A 14772-nucleotide genomic window follows, 5' to 3' on the forward strand; every position below is an offset into this window, starting at 1 on the left:
GGATCAGGTACCTGTCTTGTAGAACCGGCTGATGTGCACCCGGTTTTCGGATTGGATGTCGATGGACACCCCTTTGGCATCCTTGAACACGGGTATGTATTCATGTTCGTCGACGAATACGACCTCGCAGTTCGCCCCGTCTTCGCTGAACCGCACGGTTGGCGAGGCAACGATGAAATCGTCTCCGTCAACGTTCAGTAGGTCGAACCGGCTCTGCTTCCCGCCAAGGACAAGCTTGTCGTTATCGACCGAGAGCGAGCCACACGCCCCGTCGGCGAAGTTGCCCTGCAGGTCGGCGAATTCCATTCGGCGATCGGTGCTCTCGGCACAGCCGCTCATCAAGGGAAAGGCAAATGCCGCCGTTGCCGTGAGTGGCCGGACCCTTGTGCGTACCCTTGCCATCAGTCGACGCAGATCGCGCGAACGAGCTTTCCGTCCACGACTTCGGCATAGCACCCGAACAGCGCATCGTCGGCCTGACATGTGCCGACGACTTCGCCGTCGGGCCCGTCATCCGGCGCAGCGACGCATTTGCCATCGCACTGCTGGTTGTCGGTGCACTTTTCGCCTGCGTCGGCATAGGGATGCACGCACATCAGCGTATTGGCCCTGCCCCGCCGGTCCAGGAAACCACCCGCAGCGGTGCAGGTATCACCGTCGATCGAAGCCGAACTGCTGACCTGCGCATCGGGTGCGACCACCTCGCCCGCGGCCCCCGGCTCGTCAGTAACGGCCTGCGTGCAGGCCGCGCCAAGCAGCAGGATCGGGGCGAGGAAAAGCGCGCGCATCAGGTCTTAAAACGGCAGGGGGGCGGGAAGTTCCTCGACCGTCCACGGAAGGCCGTGTTCGTTCAGCATTTCCATGAAGGGATCGGGGTCGAACTGTTCCATGTTGAACACGCCCTCGCCGCGCCATTTCTTCGTCAGCATCATCGCCGCGCCGATCATCGCCGGAACGCCGGTGGTGTAGGACACGGCCTGGTTGCCGGTTTCCGCATAGGCGTCTTCGTGGTCGCAGATGTTCTTGATGTAGAACGTCTTCTCACCCGATCCGTCGAGCGCTTCACCGGTTGCGATGTCGCCGATGTTGGTCTTGCCCTTGGTTGTTTCGCCAAGGCTGCTCGGTTCGGGAAGCACGGCCTTCAGGAACTGCAGCGGGATGATCTCGCGCCCTTCGTACATGACGGGGTCGATGCGGGTCATGCCCACGTTCTGCAGGACGGTGAGGTGCTTGATGTACTCGTCACCGAAAGTCATCCAGAAGCGCGCCCGCTCCATCTCGGGCACGAAGCGCGCGAGGCTTTCAAGTTCCTCGTGGTACATCATGTACATGTTCTTGGGGCCGACTTCCTCGAAGTCGAACTCCTGCTTCATGCCCATCGCAGGAGTTTCGACGAACTCGCCGTTTTCCCAGTGACGCGCAGGCGCGGTCACTTCGCGGATGTTGATTTCCGGATTGAAGTTGGTGGCAAAAGCCTGGCCGTGATCGCCGCCGTTGCAGTCGAGAATGTCGAGCGTGCGGATGGTCTTGAGCTTGTGCTTCTTCAGCCACATCGCGAACACGCTGGTCACGCCTGGATCGAAACCCGAACCCAGCAGCGCCATGAGACCCGCTTCCTTAAAGCGATCCTGGTATTCCCACTGCCACTTGTATTCGAACTTCGCGACGTCCTTGGGCTCGTAGTTCGCGGTGTCCATGTAATCGACACCGGCGTTGAGGCAGGCGTCCATGATCGCCAGATCCTGGTACGGCAGGGCGAGGTTCACGACGAGCTCCGGCTTTTCCGCCTTCAGCAATGCGGTCGTCGCCGCGACGTCGTCGGCATCGATCTGGTGCGTCTTCACGGTCTGGCCGGTGCGCTGCTTCACCGATTCGGCGATCGCATCGCACTTGGACACGGTTCGGCTCGCCAGCACGATTTCCGAGAAGATACCGGGATTCATGGCCATCTTGTGGACCGCGACAGAACCGACACCACCTGCGCCGATCACCAGAACCTTGCTCAAAACTCGTCTCCGTATTCTTCGTTCGGCCGTCCGTTCCTGCGGACAGCCGATGCATCAGGCGTGCGATATAGGCCCCTTGCGTGACAGAACAAGCACAGTGAACGCCCCGCAGCAACCGCAAGAGGCCGCTGGACAATCCGATGCTGCACAAGCATCACTGCACGCAACTCACAGGGGAAGGAAAATCGATGCCCGACAAGGCGATCCTGATACCGGCGGCGCTGCTCGTATGCTGGACGATGGTGATGGCGGTGTGGATGCTCGTCCACCGGGCGGGGACTTTCTCTGCCATGAAGACCGGGCTGGGCAAGTTACCTGTCGGCGCGCGGGGGCCGGATCTTTGGGCCCGCCTTCCGGAAGGCCGGAACGACTGGCCCGCGCATAATTACATGCACCTGATGGAACAGCCGACGATCTATTATGCGGCGGTTGTCATCCTCTCGATCGGCGGGCCGACCGGGTACGACATGGTGCTGGCCTGGGCGTACCTCGTCCTGCGGGTGATCCACTCGGTCTATCAGGCCAAGGTCAACGTGGTGAAAATTCGCGCCACGCTGTTCATCCTGTCGACGCTGGTGATGCTTATCCTGTCAGTTCGGTCGCTGCTTTCCGTCCTGAACTAACGGACGAAAAGGCTGGCCAGTTCGACGTGGGTGGACCACCGGAACTGGCCGACCGGGCGCAGCTTTTCGAGGCGATAACCTGCCTCGATCAAAGTTGCGGCATCCTTGGCCCAGCTCGCCGGATTGCAGCTGATGTAGCAGATCCGCTCGACCTTGCTGGCCGCAAGCCTTCCCACCTGCTCCTTCGCTCCGGCACGCGGCGGGTCAAGCAGGACGGCGTGAAACTTGTCGAGATCGGCAGGCAGCAGCGGATTGCGGAACAGGTCGCGGTGCTGCGCGAACACGGGACGCTGCGCCGCACCGGCCGCCGTCTTGCAGGCCATGTGGGCATCGCGCGCGGCCTCTGCGGCAAGGACTTTCGCTCCGATGCCGTCATTGCCGGAAAGCGCGAAGGCGAACGTACCGAGGCCGGAGAACAGGTCCGCGACCGTCTTTGCCCCCGCCAGCCATTCGCGGGCCGAAGCCATCAGGGCCGCCTCGCCCTCCGCCGTCGGCTGAAGGAAGCTACCGGGCGGAAGCGCGACCGGCACGCCGCCCAGCGTGACAGTGACCGGCTCCGGCTCCCAATGCGTTTCGGGGCCATAGCCGTCGTCCATCGTCAGGCGGGCAAGGCCATGCTCTTGCGCAAAAGCGATCAGCGCCTCGGTCTCTGCCAGCCCTTCAGGTGTGAAGCCCTTCACGTTGCAGTCGACACCCTGATCGGCGAGCGTCATGTGAATGTCCGCCGACAGCTTTTTGCGCGCGAAATTGCTTAGAAGACGGCGCAGCGGTTCGATCATGGCGAACATGGCAGGGTGCATGATCGTGCATTCGGCCAGATCGACCAGCGCGTGACTGCGCCCTTCGCGGAAACCGATGCGCACCGACTTGCCGCGACCTTCGACATGCAGTGTCGCGCGGCGGCGGCTGGCGGGCGGAGACAATTGCGCAGGCTCGATCTGCGCAGGCTCCAGTCCCTGTCCCGAAGCGGCGTTCAGTACGCGCGAGGTCACGAAATCGCGCCACGCCTCTTCGTCGAGATGCTGAAGCTGACACCCGCCGCATTGCGGGAAGTGGCGGCACGGAGGCACCGCGTGATGTGGCCCGGGCTGCACCGTGCCGTCGGCCAGCACGGTATCGCCGGGCGCGGCCAGCGCAACGTGGCGGCCGGACGCAGTGACGCCGTCGCCTTTGGCCGCGACGCGCAGGATGACTTCGGTTTCGCTCACAAACAGGATTCCAGTGCGGATCGGACATGGTCGGCAAGCTGGCCTGCCGTGAAAGCGGGGCCTGCCAGGTGGGCGGCCTCGGCGTGAAGCCAGACCGCCTCGTTCGCGGCCTGCCATGGATCGCCGGTCACGGCGAGACGCGCTGCGGTTAGGCCCGCGAGAACGTCGCCGGTGCCCGCGACCGAGAGCCAGCTCGACGCCTTGCCTGCAAACGCCAGCCTGCCATCAGGCGCGGCGATCACGGTGTCGGGGCCCTTGGCGATAACGACTGATTTGGCAGCCCCGGCCAGCGCCCTCGCCCGCTCGTGTTTCGCGGCATCGCTGGCAAGGCCGAACAGCTTTTCCAGCGTCGCCAGTTCGCCTTCATGCGGGGTCATTACGAGTGGGGCCTTGCGCCCGTCCAGCATTGCCGCGCGCAGGATCGTCAGCCCGTCGGCATCGATCACGGTCGGGCGGTCCAGTGACAGGCCCTGTCCAAGCCGCTCGCTCGCCTTCGCGTCGCGGCCTAGCCCTGGTCCGACGAGGAGAGCGGAAACCCGCTCATCCCCCGCCATCTTGCCGAAAGAGGCATCGCCCGGCGCCTTCACGGTCACCAAATCGGCGGGCGCGTTCGCGATCTTCTGCTGGCTGACCAGCTTGACATAAGCGGCGCCAGCATGGGCTGCGGCCTGACTGGCCAGCAAGGCTGCACCGGGCATCGCACCGCCGACAACAGCGACCAGACCGCGCCGGTATTTGTGAGCATCGGGCGCGGGCCGGATCAGATGCGGCTTGGTGACGGCAAGAGAACCGCCATTTTCCCGATCCGCGCCGATATCGACCAGACGCGCCATGTCCCAAGTTGCCATCGCTGGCATCAGGAAATGCGCCTGCTTCCAGGCACCCAGCGCGATGCAGAGCGCGTAGTGCGGTAATTCGCTGGCGAGGAGAGCGCCGCTATCGCTCTCGATCCCGCTCGGCATGTCGATCGCGATGGCGCGTTCGTGACGCGATGCGAGGTCGAGCAGGAGGTGGCTCATTTCCTCCGAAAGCGCACGGCTCAGCCCCGTACCGAACAGGCAATCGACAAAGATCGCCCCTTCCGCCTGCGCCGCCTCGACCACCGGACCGCCGTGAAGCGAAGCAGCGCGCTTGGCCGCATCGGTCGCAGGCTCGCGTGCCGCGACGACCTGAACCGCCCCGCCACGCTCGCGAATGGCCTCTGCAATCACATAACCGTCGCCGCCATTGTTGCCCGGCCCGCACAGGACCGTGACCGGCGCGCCCGCAGCCATGCGCCAGACATATTCCGCCGCCCCGCGCCCTGCCCGCTGCATCAGTTCGTGCACGTCAGTGCCTGCGGCCATAAGCCGCTCCTCCGCCGACACCATCTGCCGGACGGTCAGGACCTGATCGGGCGCGAGCATGGGATCAGCGGACGCGGGTGATCGCCGACAAGTCGCGAACCGCACCGCACGCGGCGCTGGTCGCCATCGCGGCATAGGCCTTTAGCGCGGTCGATACCTTGCGTGGACGCGGGTGCGAGGGGGCCCATGCCGCATCGCCCTTCGCTTCCATCGCGGCGCGGCGTTCGGCCAGGACCTCGTCCGACACCGCGACGTTGATCGTGCGGTTGGGGATGTCGATCTCGACGGTGTCGCCTTCCTCGATCAGCCCGATCGCGCCGCCCTCTGCCGCTTCGGGCGAGGCGTGGCCGATCGAAAGCCCGCTGGTCCCGCCGGAGAAACGCCCGTCGGTGATCAAAGCGCAGGCCGCACCGAGCCCCTTCGATTTCAGGTAGCTCGTCGGGTAGAGCATTTCCTGCATACCCGGCCCGCCGCGCGGTCCTTCGTAGCGGATCACGACGACATCGCCCGCCTTCACCTGATCGCCAAGGATCGCGACGACTGCCGCTTCCTGGCTTTCGTAGACTTTGGCCGGGCCGGTGAAAGTCAGGATGCTCTCATCGACGCCAGCGGTCTTCACGATGCACCCGTCGCGGGCGATGTTGCCATAAAGCACCGCAAGACCGCCGTCTTTTGAGAAGGCATGCTCGGCGCTGCGGATGACGCCGCCCACGCGGTCGGTGTCGATTTCCTTCCAGCGACGGTCCTGGCTGAACGCCGTCTGCGTCGGCACCCCGCCCGGCGCAGCGGCATAGAACGTGCGCACCGCGTCCGAATTGGTCCGGCCCACGTCCCAACGCTCCAGCGCCTCGCCCATCGTGCGGCTGTGCACGGTAGGGCATTCCGCGTTGATCAGCCCTGCCCGCTCCAGCTCGCCGAGGATTGCCATAATGCCGCCTGCGCGGTGGACGTCTTCCATATGGACGTCGGACTTGGCGGGCGCGACTTTCGATAGGCACGGCACCTTGCGCGAAAGCCGGTCGATGTCGGCCATCGTGAAATCGACCTCGCCCTCGTGCGCTGCGGCCAGCAGGTGGAGCACGGTGTTGGTCGAACCGCCCATCGCGATGTCGAGGCTCATCGCGTTTTCGAATGCTGCGAAATTCGCGATGTTGCGCGGCAGGACGCTCTCGTCCTCTTCCTCGTAATACTTTTTGCAGAGGTCCACGACGGTCCGGCCCGCCTCGCGGAAAAGCTTTTCGCGGTCCGCATGGGTGGCCAGCATCGATCCGTTGCCCGGCAGCGAGAGGCCCAGAGCCTCCGTCAGGCAGTTCATCGAGTTCGCGGTGAACATGCCCGAGCACGAACCGCAAGTCGGACAGGCCGAACGCTCGATCGCGGCCACGTCCTCGTCCGAAACGCGGTCGTCGGCGGCGGCGACCATGGCGTCGACCAGGTCGAGCGCCTTTTCCTTGCCGTTCAGCACGACCTTGCCCGCTTCCATCGGGCCGCCCGAGACGAAGACCACCGGAATATTGAGCCGCAGCGCCGCCATCAGCATGCCCGGCGTGATCTTGTCGCAGTTGGAGATGCACACGATCGCGTCGGCGCAGTGGGCGTTGACCATGAATTCGACGCTGTCCGCGATCAGGTCGCGGCTGGGCAGCGAATAGAGCATGCCGTCGTGGCCCATCGCGATGCCATCGTCGACGGCGATCGTGTTGAACTCTTTCGCGACGCCGCCCGCTTCCTCGATCTCACGCGCGACAAGCTGGCCCAGATCCTTGAGGTGAACGTGGCCCGGCACGAACTGGGTGAAGGAGTTGGCGATGGCGATGATCGGCTTGCCGAAGTCGCCGTCCTTCATGCCGGTTGCGCGCCACAACCCGCGCGCGCCGGCCATGTTGCGACCGTGGGTCGATGTGCGTGAGCGGTAGGCGGGCATGGCATGGACTCCGATGAAGCTTTTCAGGGGCGCTCCCTAGCGCGACATGCGCGGCTGTCTAGGTTTTTCGGGCCTTTCGGCCCCGGCGAGCGCTGCTCTTAACCTTGTGGATAGCACCGATTTCACCCGCGCCCCAGCCCGTGCTATGCTTTGCGGCGATGGACGACTTACCCCGCTACCGGCTCGAAGACCCGGAGCGAGAGTGGCTCGAAGAGTCGCGATCGTGGATCAAGGGTCACTTCAGCGACAAGGCTGAAGAAAACTACGAGGACACCGACGCAAAGCTCGCGGTGATCCGGGCCAACCTTGCACATGGTTGGGTAGGCGTGGACGATACCTGGAAACTGCAGGCGCTGGGCATCGCGATGGGCGATGCGCTGGCCGATGAACTGATGCTCGACTGGGTGACGATCGACGACGAATATGGCCGCGTGCCCGCGCTGAACTGGCCGGGCACCTCGATCGTGCTCTACCCCGTGACGATGATTTCCCAGCGCCTCGAAAGCGGCGAGGAAGTCGACGTCGACGTCATGTTCGAACAGACCCGCGAGAGGCTTCAGGAAATCGCCTTTTCGGGCGACGTCCAGTAACAGCGCAAGATTGCCGCGGGTGACAAAGGTGACACCCTGTCACCCACTGCATCCACGCCCGAAACCCGCAGGAAAGCTGGCATCTGGCTGTCACCGGGCAGGGTGACAGGTTATGCAGGAAGTACGACGATAGCAAAGAACGGCGCGCATGATGGCGCGGCTTTGCGCTGTAGGACAGCGGATTTGCGGCGCGGGTTGAACGGCCGGATTCAGGGAAAACTCATCGACCTTCGAATGGCGGGTATGGGGTGGGAAGCGGACATTATAGATATTTACACCAACTTAGAGGCTGGTGTTTTAGGTTAGCCTCTCTTCGCCATGGAGGTCACGGTGTCCGTCCGTAGTTTTGGTTACCCATTCTCGCTGAAATCGCCTGCGTCTGTGTCCGAGGTCAAGGCTGAAATCAGATGGAGGAAGATGGGGTGGTTTAAGCAAGCACCAGGCCCGCGAGGCGTTATAGTTGGGCCGTTCCTTTATCTAAGGTGGGAGGCGCTAGGACAAAGCAGCCCCAAACTCTTCGGTCTCATCCGGAGCGAGGCTGGCGGCACACATATAACAGGTCGAACAAATCCACCGCTTGCTGCACTTTTTTATCTCGTTCTTTTCGCACCAATTGGAATTTCCTTGATTTATGGTGCATTCACGGTCGGCACCGGCACAGGCAAGACCATACTATTCGCGTTGGCTGCGCTGCTTGGTGGACCCGCTTTATTATTTTTGACGCGCAGCCCTTGGCACGAGGGAGAACCGCTAGTCCGTTTTCTGCGCCAAACCGTTACCGCATCTGGTGCGTCACTGCGGAAAATTTCTGCAAAAACAGCAATTCCGAAATCCCATACGGTCACAGTGAATGGAGTTGGGCTGCGCCGGGGCGTAACGATGGAAGCGGTCTATGATGCACTTGTCAATCTAGGCGACTGGTCTAGCGTCATTCTTGGATTGAATGGTGAGACCTATGTGCGGACAGCCTCGCTGGAAGGCGGTTATGTCATAGAAAAGCGCGAAGGCGGTCCGAACAAACATGTTCGAGCTTTTAGGCTGGGCAGCGGCCCGCGATGGGACGATAGGACTATCTTCGACTTTGAAGAAACTCTCGCGGTGTTTTCTTCATACGCTTCCAAATCCTCAATGCCTCCGTTCTTGGAATGGAAGCGAATATCAGACACGGCCAAAGTGAAGCTGGGATGAACGTCCGCAATCGGTCGTTACCTGAAATTCCGCTTTTGGCCGCAACTTGCACCAACCAGCCGCTCGGCCAAACCCGTCACCCCTCGGGCGGCACTGCCATCGGCTCTACCGTTTTTAAGTTCAGCATTTCGGGCAGCAGTTCCTCGCCCTTCGCGTCCGCTGGCGCTTCGGGGGCGGTCGAGGCGTTGGAGGGGTAGTTCTCTCCGTCGAATTTCAGGATCATGGTGCCCGACGAGCCGCCGCCGCCCGATACCGCGACGGTCAGGTCGCGCCAGCCACTGGTGCTGGTTTCCAGAACGCTGACCGGCGTGCGCGATACGCTGACATCGCCGACCTTGCGCCACATCGGGCCTGCGGGCGTCAGGACCAGCAGGTTGCAGCCGCCCGTCCCGCAGAAATAGGGCCCGCCCAAATAGACGATCGCCTCGTCCTCTCCGTCGCCGTTCAGATCGCTCCACGCGAAGTCGTAGGAGATCGAGGTCGCGTCGGGATATTCCTGCAGCAGGAAGTGGCGGATGTCCTCTTCCGCGTCGGACGGCGGCGGGACAGTGGGCGCGGCCATTTCATCAGCTGCGTCTTGCGCAGCAGGCTCGGCCTCTTCGGCAGGAGCGCCGCAGGCGGAAAGGGCGATGGCAGCAAGGCCGCCGGCAAGCACATGGCTGAAACGCATTTCCTTTTCCCCCACCAGATCAGGTGGGCGGAACGTGCCACGGCTGTCAGGGTTCAACAAGCCTGTCGGTAGGGCGCAAAACCGTCCGACAGGCCCGTTACGAATCCTCCCCGCGCCAACCCTCCGTCGGCGCGGGGAGAAACGCGTTATCAGTCGGCAGCCGACAGGTTGACGGCGCTTGCCTTGCCGTTGCGGCCGGTCTCGACTTCGTAATTCAGGCGCTGATCCTTATCGAGCGACTGCATGCCGGCGGCCTGCACGGCAGTGATGTGGACGAAGCTGTCGTCCGAACCGTCGTCGGGCTGGATGAAGCCATAGCCCTTGTCGGTGTTGAAGAACTTTACGGTGCCAGTCTTGGCCATGATGCGTTCCTTTCAAGAACGGTAGGTTGCCGCGCATGCGACATGCAGCGCGGTATGCGTAAGGCCGTCCGATGAAAGGAAGTCGTCGTCTGGTTTGCGCCGTTCCGCATGGGCGGTCGGGCGGTCGTCAAATGCCGAAGTCCGTCGCAAATTTCGACGTCAGCGCGCGGCTTGTAACAGGCTTGGCGCGTTTTGCCTAATCGTTATCCCAAATCACCCCATGGCCAGCACGGTGCGCTGCGCCACGTCCGCGATCAGCGCGGCCCAGCGTGCCTGGTCTGCCTCTGTCGCGATCTGGTCGTTGCGAACTTCGATGGCGAGATAATCGCGGCCCTTCGCCTCGGCATGGCGGTTCATCGTCGCGTTCAATTCGCGGCCCGAATATGGCTCGTTGTCGCCCACCGTCAGCCCTTGCGCAGCGAACAGCCGGATCGCGTGGCGCGCCGGTTCGCTATTGGTGTTGTAGAGCAGACCGACTTCCCAGGGGCGTTCCTGTTCGGGCTTGCTCTCAAGGCTGGGCGTGAAGCTGTGGAGCGAGATGATAAGGCGCGGCTGAGCTGCCTCCAGCCAGCGCTCCATCGCCGTGTGATAGGGGCGGTAGAACTTCGCCAGCCGCATGTCGCGATCCGCACCAATATTGCCGACGATCAGTTTGCCGTCGCTTTCCTCGGGGATCATGCCGGGGTGGTCTTCTTCGCGGTGGAGATCGACGACAAGGCGGCTGATCGTGGCGAGAAACGCGGGGATGTCGTGGCGGCGGGCCATGCGTTCGGCCACGCCCTCCACCCCGATGTCGACCGCGATGTGGCTTTCCATCGTCGCGGCGCTGACGCCCAGTTCAATGCCTTCGGGCACCGCGTTGCTGGCGTGGTCCGATACGAGGACGATGCCGCCAGTCCTTGGTTCACCGATCTGGCGGTAAGGTGTGAAACTCAACGCAATACTCCGCTCATCTGCCACCAGCCGGGTTGGAGATCGGCAATCGCTTTTGCCGCCCGGTCACGGTGCTCCGTTTCCTCGTACAACGCGAAACAGGTCGCTCCTGATCCCGACATGCGGGCAAGCCACGGATCGGTGCCGTTGAGGCTTTCCAGAACGCCGGCGATTTCGGGGCAGATCGAGACGGCGGGTTGCTCCAAATCGTTGCGCCCTTCCAGCGCGATCTGGCGGGCGGAACCGGTGGGCATGGGGCCAAGATCCTCGCCCCCGCTCTCGCTCCACGCCTTGAAGACGGGGCCGGTCGGGACGGGCTTTCGTGGATTGACCAGCAGGACGGCCATGCCCTTCAGGTCGTTCTCGACCTTGGCAAGCTCGGTCCCCGTGCCCGTGCCGATCCGCGTGTCGGACCAGATGCAGGCCGGAACGTCGGCGCCCAGCGCGGCGGCGCGGGCCATGACATCGGTCGGCACCGACTGCGCTTCGGCAATCATGCGGATCAGCGCGCCAGCATCGGCAGACCCGCCGCCAAGCCCGGCCGCGACAGGGAGGTTCTTTTCGAGATGGACATGCCACCCCTCGCCGCGCGGAAAATTGGTCAGCGTATGGGCGAGGATGTTGTCGAACGGATTATCGAGCGCGCCCGCGAACTCGCCGGAGACGGTGATCTTGTCCTCGTCGGCGTGCCTCGCGGTCAACCTGTCGCCATCGTCGACAAAGGCGAAGAGCGTTTCAAGCTCGTGATACCCGTCCTCCCGCCGCCTGCGGACATGCAGCGCGAGGTTGATCTTGGCGTAGGCGGTTTCGGAGTATCCCATCAATTACCTCGTGAACCGGAGGGCGCTGCGCCGTGCGCGCTTTCGACTATCTTTGAGCATCGCGTAGGCAAGCATCCCGCCAAGGAGGAGAAGCAATGGGCCGATGAGCAAAGGCACGACGACCCAACCCGGCCAGAGATCAGCACCTACCGCAATCGACTGGCTGGCATCCGCAGGCGCGAAATGCACTTCCACCCGGCTGCCGACGGGATGATCCTGAACGAGAGGGCAGCCGCCCTCTCCTCCTTCGAACTGTTCACCCTCATGCTCGAAGCGGTAGCCGAAGCGACAACTGCGCCCCCAGCTTTCCGACTCTACGACGGTCGCCATCACCACGACACCGTCGCGCAGCAGGCCTGACCTACGATCATGTTCCGCGACCGCGCTGACGATCATCCACGCCAGAGGGACCGCCGCGAGAAAACCCAGAAACGAAAGGCTGGACAAGCCTTTCGTCAAAGAGCGATCTCCTCGCGGCACTCAGGCCACCTCACATATTCGGATAGTTCGGCCCGCCGCCACCTTCGGGCGTCGTCCAGATGATGTTCTGCTTCGGATCCTTGATGTCGCAGGTCTTGCAGTGGACGCAGTTCTGCGAGTTGATCACGAACTTCGGCTCGCCCTCTTCCACGCCCGTGAACTCGTACACACCCGCCGGGCAGTACCGCTGCGAGGGGCCCCCATAGACCGGCAGGTTCACCTCGACCGGGATCGACGGGTCCTTGAGCTTCAGGTGGCAGGGCTGATCTTCCTCGTGGTTGGTGTTCGACAGGAACACCGAGGAAAGACGGTCGAAGCTGATCTTGCCGTCGGGCTTGGGATATTCGATCTTCTTGTAAAGATCGGCGCGGCCCGTGCTTTCGTAGTCGGCGTGGTGGCCCATCGTGATCGGCAGACCGATCTTGAGCGTACGCATCCACATGTCGGCACCGGCCAGAACCGTACCCAGCGCGCCGCCGAACTTGGCGACGGCAGGCTCTGCATTCTTCACCTTCTTGAGTTCGTCCGCGATCCAGCTGCTGCGCAGGTTCGCTTCGTACTCGGCCACTTCGTCATTCTCGCGGCCGGCGGCGATCGCCTCGGCAATCGCTTCGGCGGCGAGCATCCCGCTCTTCATCGCGGTGTGGCTGCCCTTGATGCGCGGCACGTTCACGAAACCTGCCGCACAACCGATCAGCGCGCCGCCGGGGAAGCCGAGCTTGGGCACCGACTGCCAGCCGCCTTCGTTGATGGCGCGCGCGCCATAGGCCACGCGCTTGCCGCCTTCGAGGATCTTACGGATTTCGGGGTGCTGCTTCCAGCGCTGGAATTCCTCGAAAGGATAGACCCACGGGTTCTTGTAATCGAGCGCGACCACGAAACCGAGCGCAACCTGCCCGTTCGCCTGATGGTACAGGAACCCGCCGCCCCAGCTTTCGCTTTCCGAAAGCGGCCAGCCCTGCGTGTGAATAACGCGGCCCGGAACGTGCAGTTCGGGATCGATGTCCCACAGTTCCTTCATGCCAAGGCCATAGACCTGCGGCTGGCAATCAGCCTCGAGGTCGTACTTCGCCTTCAGCTCCTTGGTCAGCGACCCACGCGCGCCTTCGGCGAAGAGCGTGTACTTGCCGTGCAATTCCATGCCCGGCTGATAGTCGCCCTTGTGCGTGCCGTCGGCGGCAACGCCCATGTCGCCCGTGGCCACGCCCTTGACCGATCCGTCCTCGTTGTAGAGCACTTCAGCAGCGGGGAAGCCGGGGAAAATCTCGATCCCCATCTCTTCCGCCTTTTCGGCGAGCCAGCGGCACAGGTTGCCCAGCGAACCGGTGTAGTTGCCGTCGTTCGACAGCAGCGGCGGCATCGCGATGTGCGGCAGCGAATACTTCTTGCCGCGCGTCAGGACCCAGTGGAGGTTGTCCGTCACCGGCGTTTCGGCCATCGGACAGCCTTCGTCGCGCCAGTCGGGGAAAAGTTCATCCAGAGCGCGCGGGTCGATCACCGCACCCGACAGGATGTGCGCGCCGATTTCCGAACCTTTTTCCAGGATGCAGACTTCGATTTCGGGGTTCACCTGTTTCAGGCGGATTGCCGCCGAAAGGCCTGCCACGCCGCCGCCAACGACGACGACATCATACGGCATGGATTCGCGTTCGCTCATCTCTGGGGGTTCCCCTTGTCTTCCAGTTGTCCCTCTTCAACTCCAAGCCCTTGATTGCTGTAGCGCCCGAGGTCAAGACTGGTGCTAAGAACAGCTATGGCTACAAAGGCCACGAAAATTGACCGGAAAGCCACCCGTTTGAGCAGCGACAGACCCGACTTGCGCACGATGTACGACGCGTTGAATGCCTTCTGGCAGGACGCGGGCGTGGACATGGCGTTCGCGGACGAACCGCGCGACTGGCTGGCCGAGGCAGAGGAAAAGGCTAACCCGTCCGCCCCCGCGATCCCGAAAATGCCGCCCCCGCCGCCACCCAAGCCGCTGGGCCCCAGCGCGCCCGAACAGGCGAAGCTGGAAGAGGCGAAGGATGGCTGGCCGCAAAAACTGGAAGATTTTGCGGGCTGGTGGCTGTCAGATGCCTCGCTCGATAATGCACCTGCCGACCGCCGTGTCGCCCCGCGCGGAACGTCGCGCCCGCCGCTGATGGTGATCGTGGCAGAGCCGGAAGAAGCCGACCGTGATTTGCTGCTCTCCGGCCCCGAAGGACAATTACTCGACGCGATCGAGCGGGCGATGGGATACGAACCGCAAGCGATCTATCGCGCCTCGGCCCTGCCCCGCCGCACGCCTGCCGCGGATTGGGAAGGGCTTGCACAGGCCGGAATGGGCGCGGTGCTGCGTCATCACGTGTCACTCGTCGCACCGGAGCGTCTGCTTGTCTTGTCTAGAGAGGCGCTGACCCTGCTTTCGCCCGACACGTTCGAGCGTGACGGCACGGGTTTCCTAGGCATCGGCGACAGGAAAATCCCGCTGATTGCCGCTTATCCACTCGACCAGATGGCAGCAAGGGTCGGATATAAAAGGATTTTCTGGCAACGCTGGCTTGCCTTCGTTTCGGGCGCTTGACGCTAACCCACCTGCGATTCATCGTCGTCATGATGGGGCCGTTCGCGTGTTGGCGCGT

The 14772-nt window shown here is 63.1% G+C and carries 16 protein-coding genes; 4 read left to right on the forward strand and 12 right to left on the reverse strand.

Going from position 1 to position 14772, the window contains the following annotated elements; genetic code table 11:
- Positions 1 to 3 precede the first annotated feature (3 nt).
- From KIH45_RS11795 to KIH45_RS11805, 3 genes are all read right to left on the reverse strand, one after another.
- Positions 4 to 306, reverse strand: a complete 303-nt coding sequence (locus KIH45_RS11795; protein ID WP_213176204.1) for a hypothetical protein — start codon at positions 304 to 306, stop codon at positions 4 to 6.
- A 95-nt stretch (positions 307 to 401) separates the two neighbouring features.
- Entirely contained in the window at positions 402 to 788 is a 387-nt protein-coding gene (locus KIH45_RS11800; protein WP_213176205.1) for a hypothetical protein, read from the reverse strand.
- Between the two features lie 6 nt (positions 789 to 794).
- Positions 795 to 2006, reverse strand: a complete 1212-nt coding sequence (locus KIH45_RS11805) for a saccharopine dehydrogenase family protein (protein WP_213176206.1) — start codon at positions 2004 to 2006, stop codon at positions 795 to 797.
- Positions 2007 to 2194: 188 nt separating this feature from the next.
- Between KIH45_RS11805 and KIH45_RS11810 the strand changes: the two genes are divergently transcribed.
- Positions 2195 to 2629, forward strand: a complete 435-nt coding sequence (locus KIH45_RS11810) for an MAPEG family protein (RefSeq protein ID WP_213176207.1) — start codon at positions 2195 to 2197, stop codon at positions 2627 to 2629.
- Here KIH45_RS11810 and KIH45_RS11815 read toward each other — a convergent pair.
- Genes KIH45_RS11815 through ilvD form a run of 3 tightly spaced genes read right to left on the reverse strand, consistent with a single transcriptional unit; the run spans position 2626 to position 7107 of the window.
- A complete protein-coding gene (locus KIH45_RS11815; protein ID WP_213176208.1) occupies positions 2626 to 3837 on the reverse strand; it encodes a class I SAM-dependent RNA methyltransferase in 1212 nt (403 codons plus the stop codon). The two genes, KIH45_RS11810 and KIH45_RS11815, sit on opposite strands and share 4 nt — an antisense overlap.
- Complete coding sequence (locus tag KIH45_RS11820; RefSeq protein ID WP_213176209.1) at positions 3834 to 5243, reverse strand: NAD(P)H-hydrate dehydratase; 1410 nt, start codon at positions 5241 to 5243, stop codon at positions 3834 to 3836. The genes KIH45_RS11815 and KIH45_RS11820 overlap by 4 nt, the downstream gene beginning before the upstream one ends.
- A gap of 4 nt (positions 5244 to 5247) precedes the next feature.
- The gene (ilvD, locus tag KIH45_RS11825; protein WP_213176210.1) at positions 5248 to 7107 is read right to left on the reverse strand and encodes a dihydroxy-acid dehydratase; all 1860 of its coding nucleotides are present in this window, start codon (positions 7105 to 7107) and stop codon (positions 5248 to 5250) included.
- A gap of 158 nt (positions 7108 to 7265) precedes the next feature.
- Between ilvD and KIH45_RS11830 the strand changes: the two genes are divergently transcribed.
- Both KIH45_RS11830 and KIH45_RS11835 read left to right on the forward strand, forming a co-directional pair.
- Positions 7266 to 7697, forward strand: a complete 432-nt coding sequence (locus KIH45_RS11830) for a DUF3806 domain-containing protein (RefSeq protein ID WP_213176211.1) — start codon at positions 7266 to 7268, stop codon at positions 7695 to 7697.
- Between the two features lie 624 nt (positions 7698 to 8321).
- On the forward strand, positions 8322 to 8885 hold the full coding sequence (locus tag KIH45_RS11835; RefSeq protein WP_213176212.1) for a hypothetical protein: 564 nt from the start codon (positions 8322 to 8324) through the stop codon (positions 8883 to 8885).
- A gap of 76 nt (positions 8886 to 8961) precedes the next feature.
- On the opposite strand, the gene KIH45_RS11840 is transcribed toward KIH45_RS11835, so the two are convergent.
- The 6 genes from KIH45_RS11840 to KIH45_RS11865 form a co-directional block, all read right to left on the reverse strand.
- Entirely contained in the window at positions 8962 to 9555 is a 594-nt protein-coding gene (locus tag KIH45_RS11840; RefSeq protein ID WP_213176213.1) for a hypothetical protein, read from the reverse strand.
- A gap of 149 nt (positions 9556 to 9704) precedes the next feature.
- Positions 9705 to 9917 carry a cold-shock protein gene (locus KIH45_RS11845; protein ID WP_213176214.1) on the reverse strand — a complete coding sequence of 71 codons (213 nt, stop codon included), beginning with the start codon at positions 9915 to 9917 and terminating at the stop codon, positions 9705 to 9707.
- 213 nt (positions 9918 to 10130) lie between these two features.
- Positions 10131 to 10853, reverse strand: a complete 723-nt coding sequence (locus KIH45_RS11850; RefSeq protein WP_213176215.1) for an N-formylglutamate amidohydrolase — start codon at positions 10851 to 10853, stop codon at positions 10131 to 10133.
- Complete coding sequence (locus tag KIH45_RS11855; protein WP_213176216.1) at positions 10850 to 11671, reverse strand: 4-(cytidine 5'-diphospho)-2-C-methyl-D-erythritol kinase; 822 nt, start codon at positions 11669 to 11671, stop codon at positions 10850 to 10852. The genes KIH45_RS11850 and KIH45_RS11855 overlap by 4 nt, the downstream gene beginning before the upstream one ends.
- 3 nt (positions 11672 to 11674) lie before the next feature.
- Positions 11675 to 12118 carry a DUF3592 domain-containing protein gene (locus KIH45_RS11860; RefSeq protein ID WP_213176217.1) on the reverse strand — a complete coding sequence of 148 codons (444 nt, stop codon included), beginning with the start codon at positions 12116 to 12118 and terminating at the stop codon, positions 11675 to 11677.
- Positions 12119 to 12161: 43 nt separating this feature from the next.
- Positions 12162 to 13808 carry an electron transfer flavoprotein-ubiquinone oxidoreductase gene (locus KIH45_RS11865; RefSeq protein ID WP_213176218.1) on the reverse strand — a complete coding sequence of 549 codons (1647 nt, stop codon included), beginning with the start codon at positions 13806 to 13808 and terminating at the stop codon, positions 12162 to 12164.
- 138 nt (positions 13809 to 13946) lie between these two features.
- On the opposite strand from KIH45_RS11865, the gene KIH45_RS11870 reads away from it, so the two are divergent.
- Positions 13947 to 14714: a uracil-DNA glycosylase family protein gene (locus tag KIH45_RS11870; RefSeq protein WP_213176219.1), complete on the forward strand. Its 768-nt coding sequence runs from the start codon at positions 13947 to 13949 to the stop codon at positions 14712 to 14714.
- The last annotated feature ends 58 nt before the right edge of the window (positions 14715 to 14772 follow it).

The sequence above is a fragment of the Croceicoccus gelatinilyticus genome (genome assembly GCF_018398395.1).
GTDB classification, from domain to species: Bacteria; Pseudomonadota; Alphaproteobacteria; order Sphingomonadales; family Sphingomonadaceae; genus Croceicoccus; species Croceicoccus gelatinilyticus.